Below are 20658 nucleotides of genomic sequence, written 5' to 3'. Positions count from 1 at the left end.
CTGCTTAAAATGGTTGATGTAGTTTAAAATAAACTGGTGCTGGTCGCTTCCCATCTGTCAACTATCATCTGTTGCCTGTCAACTATTTGGCCGGAGCTGCAGGTTTGTTGATCTGCGCTGTCCAGTCCATGCTGATCGCTGATTTTTCTATTTTAATATAGTTGCCCGGACTGATCTCAATGTTCAGCGTACCGTCTTCATTTACCTGCTGGATTTTACCATGTATACCGGCGATGGTTACGATCCGGTCGCCCTTCTGCAAATCTTCGATAAACTTCTTTTGATTTTTAGCTTTTTTAGCCTGAGGGCGGATAAAAAACAACCAGAATACCAGGATCATACCTACCAGGAAGATCAATTGAAATGATCCGCCACCTTGTGCTTGTAAAATGTAATGCGTCATTATATGTATTTATTATGCTTGAAAACTAATTAACCACGTTCACCTTAAAGCGCAGCATATGCTGTGTAAAAGGCTTGGTGTTGGCGATCACGTTGATCGTTTTTTCGTGAGAACCATCAGTTTGACCTTCGCTATTGAACTTAGCGACAATTTTTTCTGTTTTTCCAGGCATGATGGGCTTTTCGGGCTTATCAGCAACGGTGCAACCGCAGCCGGGTTGAACGCTTGAAATGATCAAAGGCTTGTCACCCGTGTTTTCCACTTCAAAGGGAACCTCAACAGTTTGTCCTTTTTTAACGTCTCCCAGGTCTTTAAAAGTTGAATCTACCCAGGCGATGGTCGTAAAGTTAGAGGAGTCTTTCAGTGCTTCCTGTTTGAGCGAATCCGTTAACGGACCGTCTGGCACTGTTTTGTTATTCTCACCATTGTTGCAGGCAGCCAATGCAGCGGCTATTGAAATAATAAGTGCTAACCGTTTCATTCGTTTGTTATTTTGTTTTTTAAATAGTCTGATCGTATATCGGTGTCGTATCTTCCTGAAAATAATTCTGCGGGATACCGGCCTGTCTACACCATTTCATGCGCCTCCGAAAAGTCCTTGCGAAAGTAGATGAATATTCAGAGCCGGAGAAAAATTTTGTATTAAAATCAGGCTTTTCTGAAATCCTTCTTTTTCAGTTTGCCTTCCTGAACCAGTTCTTTATGAATATTATCCAGGATACCATTGACAAAATGCCCGCTTTGTGCGGTACTGTAATCCTTAGCGAGGTCGATATATTCGTTGATGGTCACTTTGGGAGGGATGGTGTCGAAATAAAGGAATTCAGCGACGCCCATTTTCATCAATACCATGTCCAGCAGTGCAATACGTTCAGGATCCCAGTTTTTCAGTTTGGGTTTGATCAGCGTGAGCAGGTAATCTTCTTTTTCGATGACCGTTTTTAACAGGCCGACGGCGAAAGATTCTTTATCTGTGCTGATAATTTGCTGAAAATTAAGAGACTGCGGCTTCCGGATAAAGGCAGCGGTGCTTTGAGCAACCATGTCGCCATCGTCATTCCAGTTGCTGAAGGTTTCTTCAATATGAGAAATGAATACTTCGTTATCCAGCATCAGGTCATTGAAGATGTATTCGAATATTTTACGGTCTTCCTGCAGGTTTTGCTGGTGGATACCAATATAATGCGCGTATTGCTGAGAGGTGGTCAGCTGCGTGTAGATCTTTTTGATCAGCTCCTCATCTGCAAACTGCTCCGGCTTTTCGTTCTTGAACGCGATCTTCACATCGTTCAGTTCCAGTATCTGCCACAAAAGATTACTGCCCGCCAGCTTGGTATTAACGTTCAGATCGTTCTCTGTCGGGATATACTTATGCGACTTTTTATAAGCGTCCTTTTCAGCGTACCGGGCTACTTCTGTCAGGAAATACACCACGTAAGTGATCAGGGAGCGGGTTTGATTAAAATGTTGTTTGAGCGTTTTCTGAGGATCGAGCGGTTTGTCAGTGTCCAGACTGGCCGTGTATGCGTAAAGGGTTTGCATCACTTTCACCCTTATATTTCTTCTGCTAATCATTGAATCAAGAACTATTTTGAAGCGGCGAAGATAGGTTTTATTCGTTGAAATGTTGACAACTTGAAATGTTGACAGGGTCAAAACTACGACGGACGCCTTCTTTCCGGCCATCTTGTCAAGTTGTCCTCCCGTCTGTAGAGCGGCTTGCCCATAAACTGAAAAAATTTCATATTTATCAGGTGTGGCATATTATTTACGGTACATTTGCCGACCGTAAAATAACGATCACAGAATTCTGTAAACAATCAAAAATTTATAAAACGATAGACATTATGGCTAAAAAATCCACAGTTACCCCTTTACACGACAGGGTAATCGTTAAACCAGCTGCCGCTGAAGAAAAGACCGCAGGCGGTATTATCATCCCCGATACAGCTAAAGAAAAACCACAGCGCGGTACCGTGATTGCTGCCGGCCCGGGTAAAAAGGACGAGCCTGTGACTGTAAAAGCAGGAGATGTAGTTCTTTACGGAAAATACTCCGGTACAGAAATTCAGATCGATGGCCAGGATCTTTTGATCATGCGCGAAAGTGATATTTTAGCTATCGTATAATCCCTCGGCTCCCTCAAAGGTTGCTTATATTCTTATTTAGTTACTTATTTAAAAACTGTTAACCCCGCAGCATATTGTTCCCTCCGGGGATTGGGGCAAATAAAAATGGCAAAACAACTTTACTTCGATATTGAAGCAAGGAATAAAATGAAAAGAGGCGTTGACGCTTTAGCCAACGCTGTAAAAGTTACATTAGGCCCTAAAGGACGTAATGTAGTGATCGAGAAAAAATTTGGTGCACCTGCTGTGACCAAAGATGGTGTTACGGTAGCAAAAGAAATTGAACTGGAAGACGCTATCGAAAACATGGGTGCGCAGATGGTGAAAGAAGTGGCTTCTAAAACTGCTGACATTGCCGGTGACGGTACTACAACAGCCACTGTTTTAGCCCAGGCGATCATCAGCGAAGGTTTGAAAATGGTTGCAGCGGGTTCTAACCCAATGGACCTGAAACGCGGTATCGACAAAGCTGTAGCGCTGGTAGTTGAAAACCTGAAAGCGCAAAGCCAGACTGTAGGCAGCGACAGCAAAAAAATTAAACAAGTAGCTTCTATTTCTGCTAACAACGACGAGCAGATCGGCGACCTGATTGCACAGGCATTTGGCAAAGTAGGTAAAGAAGGTGTGATCACTGTTGAAGAAGCAAAAGGTACTGAAACATATGTAGACGTGGTAGAAGGTATGCAATTTGACCGCGGATATATCTCTCCTTATTTCGTTACCAACAGCGAAAAAATGGAGGCTGAATTACAGAATCCTTACATCCTGATCTATGACAAAAAGATCAGCGCGATGAAAGATATTCTTTCTATCCTTGAAAAAGTAGCTCAAAGCGGCCGTCCTCTGGCAATCATTGCTGAAGACCTGGAAGGTGAAGCATTGGCTACACTGGTAGTAAACAAACTGCGTGGCACGCTGAAAGTAGCTGCCGTTAAAGCTCCTGGATTTGGTGACAGAAGAAAAGAAATGTTGCAGGACATCGCCATCTTAACCGGCGGTACTGTGATCAGTGAAGACATGGGCCACAAACTGGAAGGCGCTGATATTGCTGCTTTAGGTCAGGCTGCATCAATCACTATTGATAAGGACAACACGATCGTTGTAGGTGGAAAAGGTAAAAAAGCCGATATTGTTGCACGTGTAAACCAGATCAAAGCTCAGATCGAAAGCACTACTTCCGATTACGATAAAGAAAAATTACAAGAGCGCTTAGCTAAATTAAGCGGTGGTGTTGCGGTACTTTATGTAGGTGCTGCTACCGAGGTTGAAATGAAAGAGAAGAAAGACCGTGTAGATGATGCTTTACATGCAACCCGCGCTGCCGTTGAAGAAGGTATCGTACCAGGTGGTGGCGTTGCCTACATCCGCTCTGTTGCTTCCCTGGATGTAAAAGTAAAAGGCCAGATGGAAGATGAGCAGACCGGTATGGCAATCGTAAAACGCGCGTTGGAATCTCCGATCCGCACTTTAACTGACAACGCCGGAATCGACGGTTCTATCGTAGTTCAGAGAATTAAAGAAGGAACAGGCGACTTTGGCTTCAACGCCAGAACCGAGTCTTACGAAAACCTTTTCAAAGCTGGTGTAATCGACCCGACTAAAGTAAGTCGTGTTGCATTAGAAAATGCAGCTTCTATCGCCGGTATGTTATTAACTACTGAGTGTGTAGTGGCTGACAAACCAGAGCCTAAATCTGCAGCTCCTGCAATGCCAGGTGGCCACGAGATGGGTGGAATGGGTTATTAATCCAGTTGACAGATTACAGATGAAAGTCGACAGAAATGGCCGACGGTCATCGATCAATAAAAGTCCCGCTTTGAAAGAGGCGGGATTTTTTTTAATGTCTAAATCAATGTTGCAAAGACTTTAATGTTCAGACGATTACGTCAATTTTCACGGGCGCCAACGGGCACTTCTTTCGATACCCTTATTTTTGTAAGGAAGAAAACTAACACTTTTTCAAAATGCACCCCACATTTACCAAAACTATAAAATCAGATTTCTTTAAAATATCCGCCGGCGATGCAGAAGCGTTCACGAAGGTCTACAAGACCTGCTATAGTCGTATTTTTTCTACGGCGTTGCAGTATTGCAAAACGCGCACTGGGGCAGAAGATATCACCCAGCAGGTTTTCATCGCCTTGTGGGAGCAGCGGAAAGAGCTAAAAGACATCGCTAACCCGGAAGCATGGCTTTATAATGTGGCCAAAAATCAAACCCTGAAATGGTTACGAAAGAAAACGACTTACGAATCTTATATCGACCGGTTGAAGGAACAATTTGTCGAAGAAGCAGATACGCCCATTGACCAGCTGATTACCCGTCAAAAGGGGGAGTTGGTGGAACAGATACTGATTGAGCTGCCCAAACGCCAGCAGGAGGTCTACCGCCTGAGCCGGCACGAAGGCTATACCTATAAAGAGATTGCGCTCCGGTTGGGCCTGTCACCCGAAACGGTTAAAGAACATGCTTCCAAGGCAGTTGCTAAAATGAAGCAGCGGTTAATAAAATATAAAGACATTATTCTTTCGATTATTATTTTTTAATTTTTTTTATCACCCCCCTTTTTGTTTTCCCGCAGGGTACTTATTAATATAGGGCATAATTAAAATCATGACAGCAGAACAAGCCAAAGCATTATTAGATAAATGGAAGAGCGAAAAATTAAGCGTTTCGGAACTGGAGGAAGTATTGGCTGCTCTTCATGATGAGAAAGCGGCTCCCTATGTGGAGCAGGAACTGCTGAAGGATTTTGAAAGTGGCGTGTACAAGGGATTAGAGACGGAGGAGGAAAGAGAAAGAAGCCTGCAAAAAGTATTGGAACAGATCAGGCATTCATTACAGAAACCGGCACGTCCCGCCTCATTGCGATTTTTCAATCATTGGAGAAAGATTGCGGCCGTATTCCTTCTCATAGCCTTGTCAGGTGTTGGATATTGGCTGCTGGTTCAAACGGATCATACTCCTGTTAAGGGTGGTGATCATGCTGCAACGATATTGAAAGATATCGCTGCCCCGCAGAAAAATTATGCTGTTATGACCTTGCCGGACGGAACCGTTATTCCCGTGGATTCTTTGCAGACAGGGATGGCGCTAAGTTCGTATGGCTTGTCTGTCAAAAGTGCCGGAAACGATGGATTAGCATTAACAGTGGCTGATCCATATACGCAGGGCCGTCAGGCCGCGCAGGTATTGGTTGAAAATCCAAGAGCCAGCCAGCCATTGCTGCTGACTTTAGCAGATGGTTCATCTGTTTGGCTAAATGCACAATCTTCCATCAGTTATCCCCTGGCGTTTTCACAAGATACCCGTACGGTCAATATCAAGGGCGAGGCCTATTTTGAAATAGCAAAGAATGCTCAGAAAAAATTTGTGGTTGAATCCGGTTCTTTTTATACTGAAGTAACCGGCACACATTTTAACGTCAGATCCTATGAAGGCGAGCAGCAAAAGGTAACGCTGCTGGAAGGTGCTGTGGAGGTAGGAAGTCACACAGGTGGCAGGCCGGCACGCAGTCTGATTCCCGGACAACAGGTTCAGATCAGCGGCTCCGAAATCACGTCTCCCGCCCGGGTTGACACAGAGGACGTAATGGCCTGGAAAAATGGATTGCTGAGCTTCAATAAGGCCGATATCAAAGCTATCATGCAGGAGGTATCCAGGTGGTACGATGTACAGGTTGTGTACCGGGGTACTCCTCCTGTGAAGACCTTTTCCGGTGCTATCAGCCGAAACACAAGTTTGCAGCAGGTATTGCATATACTGAGGCAAAGCGATATAAAAATTGAAATGACTGCCAGAACAATTGTAATAACCGGGTAATTGATTCCCAACCAGAGACGATTGTTAAGTCAGATTGCCACTGACTACCGAAGCTTGTTTAAAAATATAAGTTATCACTTATAAAATAGCAGGGAAGGCTTGCTGATACCCAAATATCATCGTTCAGATAAAATGTGCCCCGGGTGGAGCCGGAGCACGTTGTAATTGGGCTAAGCCTTACTGTTGTAAATGTTGTAATCACTAAAACTCAAACCCTGTCAAATTTATGAATTTAAATGATTGGTATGCTGTTAAGATTCGCTATAGCAGCGCTTCTCTCAAAAAAAACTTGCTTATAATGAAGTTGTCGATACTACTATTGACAGTAGCTGTATTCCAGGTCCATGCCAGTGGGCATGCCCAAAAGGTATCGCTTTCCGAAAAGGGGACGAACCTGTCGAGGGTGTTGAAAAAGATAGAAAAGCAAACAGGCTATTTTTTCTGGTATGATGATGCGCTGTTAAAAAACGCGCCTCGTGTGTCTGCTGATTTTAAAAACAAACCGCTCGCGAGCGCACTGGATATATGTTTCAGGAATACGCCTGTCACTTATGAAATCGTTAATAAGACGATCTTGTTGAAGGCGAATCCACTGCCAAGAAAGGTTGAAGTTGTCAGGCCTGTCTATGAAAGAATCAGAGGCCGGGTTACGGATTCTTCAGGCGCCCCGCTGGTCAATGTTAACGTTCAGGTACGAGGCAAAACCACCGGTACGGTCACCGATGCCGATGGCCGGTTTGCCATTGAAGCAGAGGCCGGCGATGTCCTCGAAGTCTCATCCGTTGGATATAGCACACAGATCATCACTATTTCAGATCCTTCAAGGGAACTGAAAATTATCCTGCAGCTTGAGCGGACGCTGGAACAAGAAGTGGTGATCACAACAGCCCTGGGTATAAAGAAAGCTGAAAAATCATTGACCTACAATGTGCAGCAGATCAAAGGCGACGAGCTTACCCGTAACAAGGACGCCAACTTTGTAAACAGCCTGGTGGGTAAAGTAGCGGGTGTGACGATCAACAGCAGTTCGGCCGGTATAGGTGGCGCAGCGCGGGTCGTGATGCGCGGTATCAAATCTATCACAGGTAACAACAACGCTTTATATGTTATTGACGGTATTCCCGTGTTGAACAGCAGGGGAGGCCAGATCTCCAGTATCTTTTCAGCCAATACCGGTACGGATATCATGTCGTCCATTAACCCGGAAGACATTGAAGATATTTCCGTGCTCACCGGTGCAGCCGGTACCGCGTTATACGGTAAGGACGGCCAGAATGGTGTGATTATCATTAACACCAAATCTGGTAACAATAAGCGGAAAGCAATTGTCGGGTTGCACAACAACACGATGTTCTTCAGTCCGCTGGTAATGCCTGAGTTTCAAAATACCTATGGGCCAACGGACCAGGGAAGTAACCAAAGTTGGGGCCCCAAGCTGTCCACACCTTCCACTTACAACCCCGCCGATTTCTTTCAAACCGGTAACAATACCACGGTCGGCTTCAACTTTTCCACTGGAACGGAAAACAACCAGACCTACATTTCCGGTGATATGGTCCGTGCCAACGGTATCATTCCCAATAATACATTGCGCCGTTATAATGCGTCGGTAAGAAATACGACTAAATTCTTCAACGACAAGTTTACGTTAGATCTCAATACCCGCTATACTGCTCAAAACGAAAAGAATTTCGTAGCACAGGGTTTGTATCACAACCCACTGGTGCCAATCTATTTGTTTCCGCCCGGCGGTAACATCGACGCCGTTAAAATATACGAGCGCTACGATCCGTCGCGGTTATTTCCTACACAGTACTGGCCTTTCCTGGGAGACCAGTTCCGGACAGAAAATCCCTGGTGGATTGTAAACAGGGAGCCTGTTGAAAATAGTAACCGCCGCTTGTTATTTAACGGTTCATTGCGGTACGATTTGTTTGATTGGTTAAATATCACGGCCAGGGGAACAATGGATCATAATGCATACCATAACAGCGTTAAGCGGTATGCCAGCACCGATCAGCTTTTTGCAGGCTATGGCGGAGCATTTAGCGTTGCAAGCGGTACCGATCAAAGACTTTACGCAGACATCATCGCCGGTGTGAATAATAAATGGGGAGATTGGGCGCTGACCGCCAATGTCGGGGGGCAGCGGACAGAAGACAGGGATGTCAGTAGTTTTTCAGAAGAAAGGATACCCGAAGGCGATGCTCCCAATGCGTTCACAACGGATAAGGCTTCGGCAACGCTGCGGCAGCCAACCAAAAGCAGCTACCAGTCGCTGTTTGCATCCGCCAACCTTGCCTATAAGAATATGGTATTTATAGATGGATCCTATCGTACGGATTGGGATTCGAGGTTGTATTACAACGAAAATTCCAAGCTCTATCTCAATTACCCGGCAATTGGTGCCTCTGCTATCTTGAGTGATATTTTCAAGCTGAACTCGGATGCGGTGTCCTTCATAAAAGTGAGAGCCAACTATGCAGAAGCGGGTAATGCGCCAAGAGCATATATAGGAGGACCGCAGGTGTTTGCGTTATCTACCGGGCAAATTTCCCAGAGTCAGACCTTGCAGCTTCCTTTAAGGCCCGAACGTACCAGATCGTGGGAAGCAGGAGCCAATCTGAAATTTTTACGCAATAAGATCAACCTGGATGTTACGCTGTACAACGCTTATACGACTGACCAGATCTTCAGAGTTTCTCAATCAGCGACCAGTGGCGGATACAGCGCTTTCTATCTTAACGCCGGAAGAGTAAATAACCGGGGTATAGAAGCGGCTTTGGGCTACTCAGGTAATCTTGGCGGAGTGAAATGGAATAGCAATGCCACCTACACGCTTAACCAAAATGTAGCAGAAGTGCTGTATAATACAACCGATGCGAATGGTAACAAGGTTTCGATATCTCACCTTGATCTTGCAGGTGGTGGTTCTTACCTTCAAAGAGCGATCGTAGGCCGAAATCTCAGTTCCATATATACCACTGCAAAATTAAGGCTGGATGAAAAGGGATATGTCATGCTGCCACTTTCGGTAGATGCATCCTCTACTGATCCTATTTATGTGGGCAATGCAGATCCTAAATATACCTTAGGCTGGAACAATGGATTCAGCTATAAGAATCTGAGTTTGAACTTCCTGATTTTTGCCAGAGTAGGCGGTGTGGGTGTATCTGCCACCCAGGCTATGCTTGATGCTTATGGAGTATCTAAAGCCACTGCTGACGCCCGCGAAAAGGGCAGCGTGGAAATAAACGGGTACCCCTATCCCGATGTACAGAATTTTTATACGCAAATGGGAAGTGGTCTTAACGGCGTATTGAGCTACTATGTATATAGCGCCACCAACGTGCGGTTAAGAGAGCTTTCACTGGGGTACACTATTCCGGGTAAGCTGCTGGGCAATGTCGTAAAAGACCTGCGGGTTGCCGTAACGGGTAATAACCTGTTCATGCTCTACAATAAAGCTCCTTTTGATCCCGAGAGCACCGCTTCTTCAGGTACTTACTATCAGGGCTTCGACTACTTCAGGCAGCCCAGTCTGCGCGGTGTTGGATTCAGCATCAATGCAAGATTTTAGACAATAAGTATTTGTAATCAGTTGATCAAATAGGTTTCCAACGACAAATAAAATACTAAGATGAAAAATTTTAAACTTTATATTTTAAGTATTATAGCCGGTATATTATTGGTTATATCCTATGCGTCCTGCACACGCAGTTTCGAAGAGTTTAACACGAACCCCAATGCGTTGAGGCAGCAGGATCTTAACAAGGATAACTTAGCATTGGGCGGATTTTTCCGGAAGATGCAGGAAAGTATTTTTCCGGTAGGGGGCACGGGGAGCTCCTCAACCAATGCCTATCAGGTAATCGAAAATCTTGCAGGCGACATTTTTGGCTGTTACCATGGTATGACGCACAACTGGAATGCTGCGGGGGATAATACGACCTACAATTTCTTAGCCGTGGGTTGGAACAGCGCGGCGTTCAATTCCTTTTATTCTAATATCCTGCTGAACTATGATACTATAAGCAGATACGCTGCAAATAATCCCGATATCAAGGCAGTTGCAAGGATCATCAAAGTACAGGCCGCCCATCGCGTCGTGGACATGTATGGTCCGATCCCTTATTTCAACACGGGCTTTCAGTTAGGTAAATTCGGTTCCGCCTATGATCCGATGGACGAAATTTATTATTCGTTCTTCAACGATCTGGATACGGCGATCTCAGATCTTAAAACATCCATTGCCATCGGTGCCAATCCTTTAAAAAGTTTCGACATTGTTTATTCAGGTGATTATACCCAATGGGTAAAATTGGCCAACTCCCTGAAGCTGCGACTGGCATTACGTATCGTGTATGCCGATCCGCAGCGGGCCAAACGGTATGCTGAAGAGGCTGTAAACGATCCGATTGGGGTGATAGATAACAACATTGACAACGCAATCATACGGGGCAATGAGGCGCTCAGCTACGGGAATCCTTTGTCCGGTATTACCAATGATTACAGGGAGGCGCGAATGAGTGCCAATATGGAGTCTTTTTTAACAGGATACAAAGACCCGAGATTGCCCGCACTATTTTATACTTCTACCTACCCGGGTGATGGCGCTACTACTTACAGAGGCATCAGAAGCGGCAATGTTATTTCCACCGCGAACGAAGGCAACTACCGGGCCTTCTCCATCCTGAAAACCAATTTTAATGTGATCTGGATGCCTGCTGCTGAAGTGTATTTTCTTAGAGCCGAAGGAGCTCTCAGGGGATGGAATATGAATGGCACTGTAAAGGATCTGTATGAAACAGGCATCGAGCGGTCCTTCAGTCAATGGAGCGTAGCAGGCGCTTCCGCTTATATGGCCAATGATACCAGCAAAGCCGCAGAATACAGTGATCCGGTCAATTCAAGTAACGATGTATCGGCGGGTAGTTCTCAGCTAAGCACGATCACTATAAAATGGAACGAATCTGATGGCTTTGAGAAAAAGCTGGAGCGTATCCTCACGCAAAAATGGATCGCCATGTATCCTAACGGACAGGAGGCCTGGAGCGAATACCGTCGTACCGGTTATCCAAAATTATTCGGCGTGGTAAGGAATCTGGGTAACGACAACCGTTTGTCGGAAACCTATCCTGTAAAACGTTTGCCTTATCCTTCCAGCGAGTATCAGCAAAACGCTGCCAATGTCACCCGGGGCGTGCAGCTTTTAGGCGGCCCGGATCTCGGTGGGACAAAATTATGGTGGGACAAAAAGTAAAACGAATTGTGAACTTCTCAAAAAATTGTATGCATATGTTTCGATCTCAATCAACAGCGCTATTTATCAGCTGTATAGCTATGGCTCTCTTTGCAGGGAGTTGTAATAAAAGCACTGACTTTACTAATAAGGTATATTTTTCCCAGTCTGTCGCATCTCCGATCGTTCCTGTTCTTATTGACGGAGCCAAAGGGACGGTTAGCCTGACATTGGTGTCGGCTCAGCTGGCAACAGAAAATTTAGAGGTGGGCGTCACCGTATTAGACGACAGCTACCTGAAAAGCTTCAACGAGAAAAATGGCACCAACTATGTCATGGCGCCGGCATCTACTTTTGAGCTTTCTGCTTCAGCGGTGTCTATTCCCGCGGGAAAGGCAGCCGCAGACAGGGCGCTCACGGTAACGGTGAACAATTCACCTAAATATGTTGACGGCGTTCAATATGCCATTCCTGTACAGATAGCATCCAAAGGTGGCGCAGACATATTGCCCGGCAGTGATGTGGTGGTCGTGTCGATCAACAAAATCATTAACACAGTGGCGGCGCATACAACCGACCGTGGTTTTTCAGCCACCAGTGCTGATATCATGGGCAAAACCGGGTCGGCCGATAATATTACTATTGAAGGCAAGTTTATTCTTACAAAAGATCTTGCCGTACCGGGAAACTGGCGAAGCGACATCTTCACGGGATTTGGAATGCAGCTCGCGGTATTTCGAAGCGGTGGTATTGATATCAGGTTTCCTAATGCTGCGTTTATGTTCAACGAAAGACCACCCACTTCTACCAAATTGAACACCTGGACTCATTTTGCTATCACCTATAAAGATAATGCTGTTACACTTTACATCAACGGCGAACAGTCCGGTTCATCGGTGACCTACGCAGGCCTTACCATTGGCGGCCTCGGGATCGCTGGTTATACCAATGGCTGTGCGGTAAGTGAGTTTCGTATCTGGGATCATGTACGCACCAGGAAGCAAATAAAAACCTTTGCCTGTGCCGTTGACCCGGCCACCCCGGGACTGCGCGCCTACTGGCGGTTCAATGAAGGCAGCGGAACAACAATCAAAGACGTTTCCGGCAACGGGCACGATATTGTTGACCCGAGCGCTTTTACCTGGTTAAGCGACGTGAAATGCCCGTAAATAGTTAAGTGATTAGAAAAACATGATTAAAAAGAACAGCGATGAGAATAAAAAAACTACCCGTAATCCAATTTTTTACCAGCCTGGCCTGCTTCCTGGTCATAGGTCAGGGCTGTAGTAAATATAATGAGCCTGTGCCGCTGGAGTTTCCTGAATTGAAACCCAAAGTAGGCAGTCCTGAGTATTATAAAGCCTTGCGTGCGTATAAAAAAAGCAAACACTCCATCAGCTTTGCCTGGTGGGGAGGGAGTGGAGTTGAGTCCATTGGCCCTAATATGGCATCCAGGTATGAAGGGCTGCCAGACAGTATTGACATTGTAAGCCTCTGGGGCGGCATCCCTAAAAATCCCGAAGTCATGGCTGAGCTGCAAGCAGTCCGCGAAAAGAAAGGTACCCAGTTTGTGATCGTAATGTTTGGGTCGGGCGTCAACAGGCTTATGGATAAGAACGATAGTCTGTTGAGTATCACTGATCCAATGGCTGCGATCGACAATGTGGCTAAAGCCATTGCAGATACAGTAAAGAAGTACAATCTGGATGGCTTTGATCTCGACTACGAACCGGGCTATGGTGATAAGAGCATCTTTGGTGATTCGGGAGGGACAATTACCGACGACCCACATACACAACGCTTGTTCAAAGCCTTATCCCAGTATTTTGGTCCTATGTCTGGTACGGATAAGTTGCTGATCATCGATGGGCAGTCAGACGTTGGTATCATCCCTTATATTGACTATCACGTGCAGCAGACCTACGGTGTATCCAATGCCGGCTCTTTGCAAAGCAGATTTTCGACTTATGGATGAGGAAACATATTGCCTTCCGAAAAGTTTGTGGTGACAGAAAATATGCAGGGCAACGGCGCGTTTGGGAAGTCGTTTATCTATAATGGCGTCAACATCGGATCACTGGCCGGAATGGCTTACTGGAATCCCATTCAGGGAGGACGTAAGGGAGGTTTCGGCGCCTACCTTCTGGAATATGACGCCTTGTCCAACCCCAATGCCGGTTATTATTACAATTTTAGAAAAGGTATCCAGATACAAAACCCGGCTTTGTATTAAGGATCATTATCAGTAGCAAAACAAAATATTTATGAATTATTTGAACATACGTGTAACAGGTTGGCTTCTGGCCCTGGTAAGTATAGTGCTCAACCTTTCTTCCTGCCGGAAGCGGGATAGCCTCAACACCAATGAACTTTATGTGTATGCGGCGCCGGGAACAGCGGCCTACAATGTATTATCAGGCGGCAGCATCGGGCTCATGGGCAACGCTATATTGCCAGGCGTCAAGACGTCATTCCCCGTGGTGCTGTCACGGGCTTTCGAACAGGACATTGAAGTGCAGGCCAGTATAGACACAACGCTCACAGATTTGTATGATAGTATCTATCAGAAAACATCGCCTTCCGTTCCCGCAGGTGCCTTTAAGCTGGCGCGCGGGGGCAAGGTAACGATCAAAGCCGGCGAATTGTATTCATCAGATTCTGTAGAAGTGGCATTAGTCGATGCTTCCTTAGTAGAAAAAGATATAAAAACCTACGTGATCCCTGTAGTGTTACAAATGGCTAGTAATGGCCCCTCCTTAAGTGCTACACGCCAGGTCATGTATGTAGAAGTTAATGTAAATATCATAACCGCCGGCATCAGTAGCCTTAGCAATACGGCTTCCGTGTCGATACTGCTCGAGGAGGAAGACGGAGAAAATGTCGGTCCCGATGTCATCTATCTTAAAGGATTTGTAAACATGCCCGTCAACATCAGCAGGGATGTGACGATCCGCATCAAAGACAACCTGTCGCTGGTAGATTCTTTGCGTCAGGCGTCCGGAACAGACTTCCTGCCGTTTCCTTCAAATGGGTTTACGCTGCAGAAAGGCTCAGTCGTTATTGAACCCGGATCCACGGTATCTGCAGACAGCCTGGCCATCAAATTGACCGATCTGAATGCATTCGAAACGGGTAAAAGTTATGTATTGCCTGTTGAAATAGTAAAAGACAGCGATCCGCAGGCTCCTTTGGTCAACCAATCGTCCCGGCTGGTATTTATCTATCTGGACGTATTTAAAAATAATGTAGATCAATCGGGTGCTGCTCTTACAGGCTCCGTGATGTCGCGCTCCGACTGGACGGTAAAGGCCAGCAGCTATCTGGGCGCCTTTTATAGAGTAGATAAAACGATAGACGGCAACAAATCATCGATGTGGCTCGCCTACCGTTTACCGCAGTGGGTCGACGTAGACATGAGTGAGCAGCGGACAGTAAAAGGCTTTACTGTGTCTTCCTCAAGCTTCGGCCATGTTTTTGAATTTGAGGTGTTGTCCAGTAATGACGGAGTAAGATGGAAGCTGGAAGGGGTGCTTTACGACGAGGTCTCGACGGATAAAGTTGTTAAGTTCATCACTCCGGTCAAAGCCAGGTATTTCAGGTTCAACGTGCTTAAAACGAAACCACCATATGGTAGTTACGTCAACATATCAGAAATCAACGCTACAGAATAATCTGCATGTACCATTACTGATATCTCGTTTAACAACGTATAAAATATCTTTAGGTTAATCAATTAGACGGCCGGCTTGTTCTCAAGCCGGCCTTTTAAATCCACCGGAGCCTGGGCTGATACAGGGAGCCCTCCGGAACAAGGAGAATTGTTGCTCAGGATATGATACAGCTGCATCGTCAGCTCAGCATTCATCGACCACGGGCCTACAACGCAAAAGTCCCACCTCCAATGAGGCGGGACTTTTCATTTAAGTAAACTTATTTTAACGGGATCCGGCTGTTAGACCATTTTATAATACTGTTCCCAACCTTTCCTGGGCGGCGGGCCTACCAGTAGTTCGTTTGCTTTTTTATTATTCGTTATGATCTTTCTCTCGCGGTCAAACTTGATCTTGTCGCCCGTCCACTGCGCGATCACGCCCAGGCAAAATACCTGGCTGAGCGGACCTGCTACCGAAAACGGAGAACGGGTTTCTTCGAGGCCTTTACAAGCTTGTAAGAAGTTTTTGAAATGATTAGACGGAGATTTAGGTACTACGGGTAAACGCGATGCCATTTCCTTCGCCTTTTCTTCAGGGATGATCGACAGTGTGCTTCCGTGAGAAGCTCCCTTGAACGTAAGGTCCTTGCTATAAATGATCTTACCCGGATTCAATTTTGGCGCCTCGATTTTCCCGGTGCTGGGCGGAGGGATATTCGGATCCAGCCCCTGAACGCCGTAACCCTTCGGAATGGGAGGAAGGTTGTCCAGGCCATCGTACCACATCACTTCCAGTTTCGGCATATTCCCTCTTTTAGGGAACTTAAATGACAGCGTGGTCGACATCGGGTAGAAGAAATCATTATGACCACTTAGTTTCAAGGGCTTCACTTCCTTCGGCAGGCCCAGGTCCAGGAACTGGTGCGCCGTATCCAGGAGGTGTGCGCCCCAGTCGCCCAGCGCGCCCATGCCAAAGTCGTACCAGCAGCGCCACTGACCATTTACATAGTCATGGTTGTATTCGTGGCCAAAGGTTTGCATTTGCCATAAAGTCCAGTCCAGCGTTTCGGGAATGGGTTCTTTCGGCGGGAAAGATTTTATATTGGGATCCCAGCCATGCCAGCGGCGTGGCGAGTTCATATGGGCCACTACTTTTGTAACATCTTTTATGATGCCCGCTTCCACCCAGCTTTTGAACTGGAAATAATTTCCTTCCGAGTGTCCCTGGTTGCCCATTTGCGTTACCGCTTTATGATACTTTTGTGCAGCTTTCATCATCAGCTCCACTTCCTGAAACGTCCTGCCCATGGGCTTCTCCACGTACACATGCTTGTTCAGCGAAAGGGCGGTCATGGTGATCGGGAAATGGGAAAAGTCCGGTGTGCCGATGCTCACCGCGTCAATTTCATTGCCCATTTTATCAAACATCTGTCTGAAATCCTGGAAACGTTTGGCGTTGGGAAACTGAGCCATGATCTTTTGGGTATGCGGCGCCCCCATATCTACATCACATAAAGCTACGATATTGGCCAGGCCCGTTTTGGCAAACTCCTGGATGATCTCAGCGCCACGGTTGCCGATACCCACGCAGGCCAGGTTCACTTTTTCCGCTGCACCCAAAACACTGTTCTTCGCCAGCAGCAGATCCGGAAGGGCCAACACTCCGGCTGTGGCAAACGCAGTATTTCGTATAAATTTTCTTCTTGACGTTTGTTTTTGATCCATTATGAAATAATATTGGTTAAAAATGAAAGGTTATTTTGACCAGGAACTCAGACAGGCAATGATCGATCAACGTATTATTAAAAGCGCATATGTAGCAAAAGGCAAAGCGTGATGTATGTTACCATCCTCAATGACAGCTGATTGGACGCTGCAGTCTGTCGTGGAAAGATAAATAAAATTGCGATTGATGTGTTCTTTTGTTTGGCGCAATCCCCGCAAAGCCGCTACGAAAACGTTTGCGGCGAGGTTTTACGGGTTGAAACTTTTCCACCTTATAACTTTAAACTACCTTTGCAGCCTTAAAAAATAGTCAGTAATGATAAGTGTAAAAGATCTTAAACTCGCATATGGCAAGCGTGTGCTTTTTGAAGACGTCAATGTCAATTTCACCAAAGGCAATTGTTATGGTGTGATCGGAGCCAACGGTGCGGGAAAATCAACCTTCCTGAAAATTTTAAGTGGAGAGATAGAGCCTAACAAAGGAACGGTCAGTATCACGCCCGGCGAACGCATGGCGGTGCTGAAGCAGAACCAGTTTGAATTTGATGATCAGACCGTATTGAATACCGTGTTAATGGGGCATAAAAAAATGTGGGATGTCATGCACCAGCGTGACGCCATTTATGCCAATCCTGATGCTACCGAAGACGATTACATGAAAGCAGGAGAGCTGGAAGCAGAGTACGGTGAAATGGGCGGATATGAGTCGGAGAGCAATGCCGGTAACTTTTTAAGCGGTTTGGGCATCAAAGACGATATGCACCAGATGCTCATGAAGGATATTCCTTCCAACATGAAAGTGCGGGTGTTACTTGCGCAGGCATTGTTCGGCAACCCCGATATTCTGCTGCTTGATGAGCCTACCAACGGTCTGGATATTGAAACCATCGGATGGCTCGAAAATTTCCTCGCGGATTATGAGAATATCGTTTTGGTTGTGAGCCACGACCGTCACTTTTTAGATGCTGTATGTACGCACGTTGCCGATGTGGATCGCTCTAAGATCAAAATATTTACCGGTAACTATTCCTTCTGGTATGAGAGCTCTCAGCTGATGGCGCGCCAGATCGCAGACAAGAACAAAAAGATGGAAGAGAAGCGGAAAGATCTGCTCGATTTTATCGCGCGCTTTAGTGCCAACGCTTCCAAAAGTAAACAGGCGACCAGCCGTAAAAAAGCTCTGGAAAAATTAACGATCGAGGAAATCGAGCCCAGCTATCGCAAATATCCGGGCATCATCTTCCAGCCGCTCCGTGATGTGGGAAACCAGATCCTCAATGCCGAGAAGCTGAGCTCCAGCCTGGAAGACCGCCCGCTATTCAAAGATGTTACCTTTAGCGTCAACAAAGGCGATAAAATAGCTTTCATCAGCCGTGACCCGCTCGCCGTGACCCAGTTCTTCAATATCATCAATGAAAAAGCGACAGCGGATTCAGGCAGCTTCGAGTGGGGCACCACGATCACCAGGGCCTACCTGCCGGTAGAGAATGGAGAATATTTCCAGGAAGACCTCAACCTGATGGATTGGTTGCGCCAGTATGTGCCATCGCATGTTACAGACGTCGACGAGCCGTTCCTTCGCGGGTTCCTGGGCAAGATGCTTTTCAGCGGGGAGGACGTGATGAAGAAAACAACCGTATTGAGCGGGGGAGAGAAAGTGCGTTGCATGATCAGTAAAATGATGCTGCAAAATCCCAATTGCATCGTGCTCGACCAGCCTACCAACCACCTCGACCTGGAAAGTATCCAGAGCTTCAACGAACAGTGTACGGTGTATAGCGGTGTGGTATTGCTGACCAGCCATGACCATACCTTCATGCAAACAGTGGCCAACCGGATCATCGAGCTGACGCCTAAAGGCATTATCGACAGGCTGTCCACCTTTGATGAGTATCTCGAAGATGAGCGGGTGAAAGCACTGAGAGAAGAAATGTATGCATAGGGCTCAAAGATCTTATAAAGACGAAGGTACCTCAAAAGGGTACCTTTTTTCGTTTGTGACCGGAAGCCTGCGCGCTTGCAAACCTCTGAAGTATCACAAAAAGAGCCGCCTCCAGACGGAGGCGGCTCTATATAAAAAGATAAAACTGTAATTACTCTTTGTTACGGAGCTTACTGTGCTTTTTACCGTAGCCGAAATAAATGATCAGCCCGATAGCCAGCCAGATCGCTAAACGTTCCCAGCTTTCCACAGGTAGACCCGCCATCAGCGCTACGCACACAATGATACCCAGGATAGGAATCACAGGCACCAGCGGTGTTCTGAACCCGCGGATGGCATCCGGATTGGTTTTGCGCATCACGATCACACCGATACAAACCAGTGAGAAAGCAAACAGGGTACCGATACTTACCATATGTCCCAGGTCAGATACAGGAATAAAACCGGCAAACAAGCTCACAAAGATCATAAACACCACGTTGGTTTTCCATGGGGTTCTGTTCTTCGGGTGCAGGGTGCTGAAGAACTTTGGTAACAGACCATCTACGCTCATGCTGTAAAACACGCGGCTCTGGCCCATCAGCATCACCAGCATTACAGAAGTATAACCGGCAATGATCGCGATGGTCAGGCCTGAATTCAGGAAGGTATAACCGGTTTGCGCAAAGGCCGTAGTAACGGGGCTGGCATCACCGCGAAAAGCTGTGTAGTTTTCCAGACCTGTCAACACATAAGAAAACAGCACATATAATACGGTACAGATGGCCAGCGATCCGATAATACCAATAGGCATGCCTTTTTGCGGGTTCTTCGCTTCCTGGGCAGCCGTACTTACCGCATCAAAACCGATGAAGGCAAAGAACACTACGCCCGCACCTCTTAAAATACCGCTCCATCCGAAATGACCGAAATAATCGCTTGTAAAGAATTGTCCGAAGCTCATCTCGCCAGACTTCCACATCGTTTCTCCTGCGTTTTCAGGGATAAACGGCGTGTGATTCGCGGGATTGATAAAGCCCCATCCCAAAATAATAAATACCACTACCACCGATACCTTTAATATTACCAGCAGGTTATTCAGCAAAGCAGATTCTTTGGTACCTCTTATTAATAACAGCGACAACAGGCAAACGATAATAATGGCCGGCAGGTTAACGACGCCACCCATGCTTACGCCATTGACTTCATCCCAGGGGCCGTAGAGCAGCGCCTTCGGAAGATGAATGCCTACAGAGTCCAAAAACTTACCCATGTACTGGGACCAGCTAACCGCCACCGTCGCGGCACCTAATGCATATTCCAGGACCAGATCCCAGCCAATGATCCATGCAATGAATTCTCCCATGGTGGCATAACTATAAGTATATGCACTACCCGCTACGGGGATCATGCTCGCAAACTCGGCGTAGCACAAGCCTGCGAACGCGCAACCAACGGCAGCAATGATAAAAGAGAATACAACGGCCGGCCCCGCATTGTCAGCGGCAGTGATACCTGTCAACGAAAAAAGTCCGGCTCCGATAATCGCTCCAATACCCAATGCCACAAGGCCGCCCGCGCTTAACGTACGCTTTAATCCTTTTTCTGAGTCACTGGCTTCTGTCAATAAAATGCTTAACGGTTTTTTAGTAAATAATCCCATAAGTATCTACTTTGAGGTGGTATATTATTTTTTATAAATTGATTTGACGACCGAAAAATAAGGAATAATTGCAAATGCCTTAACAAAACTTTTGGAAGTTA

16 protein-coding genes are annotated in these 20658 nt (G+C 46.3%); 11 read left to right on the top strand and 5 right to left on the bottom strand.

Features of this window, described 5'->3' with window-relative positions; all coding sequences use genetic code 11:
* Positions 1 to 82: 82 nt before the first annotated feature.
* The 3 genes from yajC to nusB all read right to left on the bottom strand — a co-directional run bounded on the left by yajC (position 83) and on the right by nusB (position 1978).
* Positions 83 to 403 (bottom strand): preprotein translocase subunit YajC, encoded by a 321-nt coding sequence (gene yajC, locus ACU37H_RS02940; RefSeq protein ID WP_472702867.1) that lies wholly within the window; start codon positions 401 to 403, stop codon positions 83 to 85.
* Positions 404 to 428: 25 nt separating this feature from the next.
* Complete coding sequence (locus ACU37H_RS02935) at positions 429 to 884, bottom strand: DUF1573 domain-containing protein (RefSeq protein ID WP_472702866.1); 456 nt, start codon at positions 882 to 884, stop codon at positions 429 to 431.
* Between the two features lie 167 nt (positions 885 to 1051).
* On the bottom strand, positions 1052 to 1978 hold the full coding sequence (gene nusB, locus ACU37H_RS02930; protein ID WP_472702865.1) for a transcription antitermination factor NusB: 927 nt from the start codon (positions 1976 to 1978) through the stop codon (positions 1052 to 1054).
* A gap of 272 nt (positions 1979 to 2250) precedes the next feature.
* Here nusB and ACU37H_RS02925 point away from each other — a divergent pair, with 272 nt between their 5' ends.
* The 10 genes from ACU37H_RS02925 (at position 2251) to ACU37H_RS02880 (ending at position 15267) form a co-directional block, all read left to right on the top strand.
* Entirely contained in the window at positions 2251 to 2532 is a 282-nt protein-coding gene (locus ACU37H_RS02925) for a co-chaperone GroES (protein WP_472702864.1), read from the top strand.
* Between the two features lie 105 nt (positions 2533 to 2637).
* Complete coding sequence (gene groL, locus ACU37H_RS02920; protein WP_472702863.1) at positions 2638 to 4278, top strand: chaperonin GroEL; 1641 nt, start codon at positions 2638 to 2640, stop codon at positions 4276 to 4278.
* Between the two features lie 218 nt (positions 4279 to 4496).
* Positions 4497 to 5078, top strand: a complete 582-nt coding sequence (locus ACU37H_RS02915; protein WP_472702862.1) for an RNA polymerase sigma factor — start codon at positions 4497 to 4499, stop codon at positions 5076 to 5078.
* 67 nt (positions 5079 to 5145) lie between these two features.
* Entirely contained in the window at positions 5146 to 6354 is a 1209-nt protein-coding gene (locus tag ACU37H_RS02910) for a FecR family protein (RefSeq protein ID WP_472702861.1), read from the top strand.
* Between the two features lie 298 nt (positions 6355 to 6652).
* Positions 6653 to 9934, top strand: a complete 3282-nt coding sequence (locus ACU37H_RS02905) for a SusC/RagA family TonB-linked outer membrane protein (protein WP_472702860.1) — start codon at positions 6653 to 6655, stop codon at positions 9932 to 9934.
* A 60-nt stretch (positions 9935 to 9994) separates the two neighbouring features.
* Positions 9995 to 11617: a SusD/RagB family nutrient-binding outer membrane lipoprotein gene (locus tag ACU37H_RS02900; RefSeq protein ID WP_472702859.1), complete on the top strand. Its 1623-nt coding sequence runs from the start codon at positions 9995 to 9997 to the stop codon at positions 11615 to 11617.
* 80 nt (positions 11618 to 11697) lie between these two features.
* On the top strand, positions 11698 to 12765 hold the full coding sequence (locus ACU37H_RS02895) for a BT_3987 domain-containing protein (RefSeq protein WP_472702858.1): 1068 nt from the start codon (positions 11698 to 11700) through the stop codon (positions 12763 to 12765).
* A 41-nt stretch (positions 12766 to 12806) separates the two neighbouring features.
* Complete coding sequence (locus tag ACU37H_RS02890; RefSeq protein WP_472702857.1) at positions 12807 to 13571, top strand: glycoside hydrolase family 18; 765 nt, start codon at positions 12807 to 12809, stop codon at positions 13569 to 13571.
* 9 nt (positions 13572 to 13580) lie between these two features.
* Positions 13581 to 13829, top strand: a complete 249-nt coding sequence (locus tag ACU37H_RS02885) for a glycoside hydrolase family 18 protein (protein ID WP_472702856.1) — start codon at positions 13581 to 13583, stop codon at positions 13827 to 13829.
* A 31-nt stretch (positions 13830 to 13860) separates the two neighbouring features.
* Positions 13861 to 15267, top strand: a complete 1407-nt coding sequence (locus tag ACU37H_RS02880) for a BT_3987 domain-containing protein (protein WP_472702855.1) — start codon at positions 13861 to 13863, stop codon at positions 15265 to 15267.
* A gap of 281 nt (positions 15268 to 15548) precedes the next feature.
* On the opposite strand, the gene ACU37H_RS02875 is transcribed toward ACU37H_RS02880, so the two are convergent.
* Positions 15549 to 16973, bottom strand: a complete 1425-nt coding sequence (locus ACU37H_RS02875; RefSeq protein WP_472702854.1) for a Gfo/Idh/MocA family oxidoreductase — start codon at positions 16971 to 16973, stop codon at positions 15549 to 15551.
* 316 nt (positions 16974 to 17289) lie between these two features.
* Between ACU37H_RS02875 and ACU37H_RS02870 the strand changes: the two genes are divergently transcribed.
* Positions 17290 to 18915 carry an ABC-F family ATP-binding cassette domain-containing protein gene (locus ACU37H_RS02870; RefSeq protein WP_472702853.1) on the top strand — a complete coding sequence of 542 codons (1626 nt, stop codon included), beginning with the start codon at positions 17290 to 17292 and terminating at the stop codon, positions 18913 to 18915.
* Between the two features lie 151 nt (positions 18916 to 19066).
* On the opposite strand, the gene ACU37H_RS02865 is transcribed toward ACU37H_RS02870, so the two are convergent.
* Positions 19067 to 20557 (bottom strand): amino acid permease, encoded by a 1491-nt coding sequence (locus tag ACU37H_RS02865; protein ID WP_472702852.1) that lies wholly within the window; start codon positions 20555 to 20557, stop codon positions 19067 to 19069.
* Positions 20558 to 20658 lie beyond the last annotated feature (101 nt).

It is taken from the genome of Niabella sp. ZPM-14 (assembly GCF_055693045.2).
This window is presented reverse-complemented; position numbering and strand designations above follow the sequence as displayed.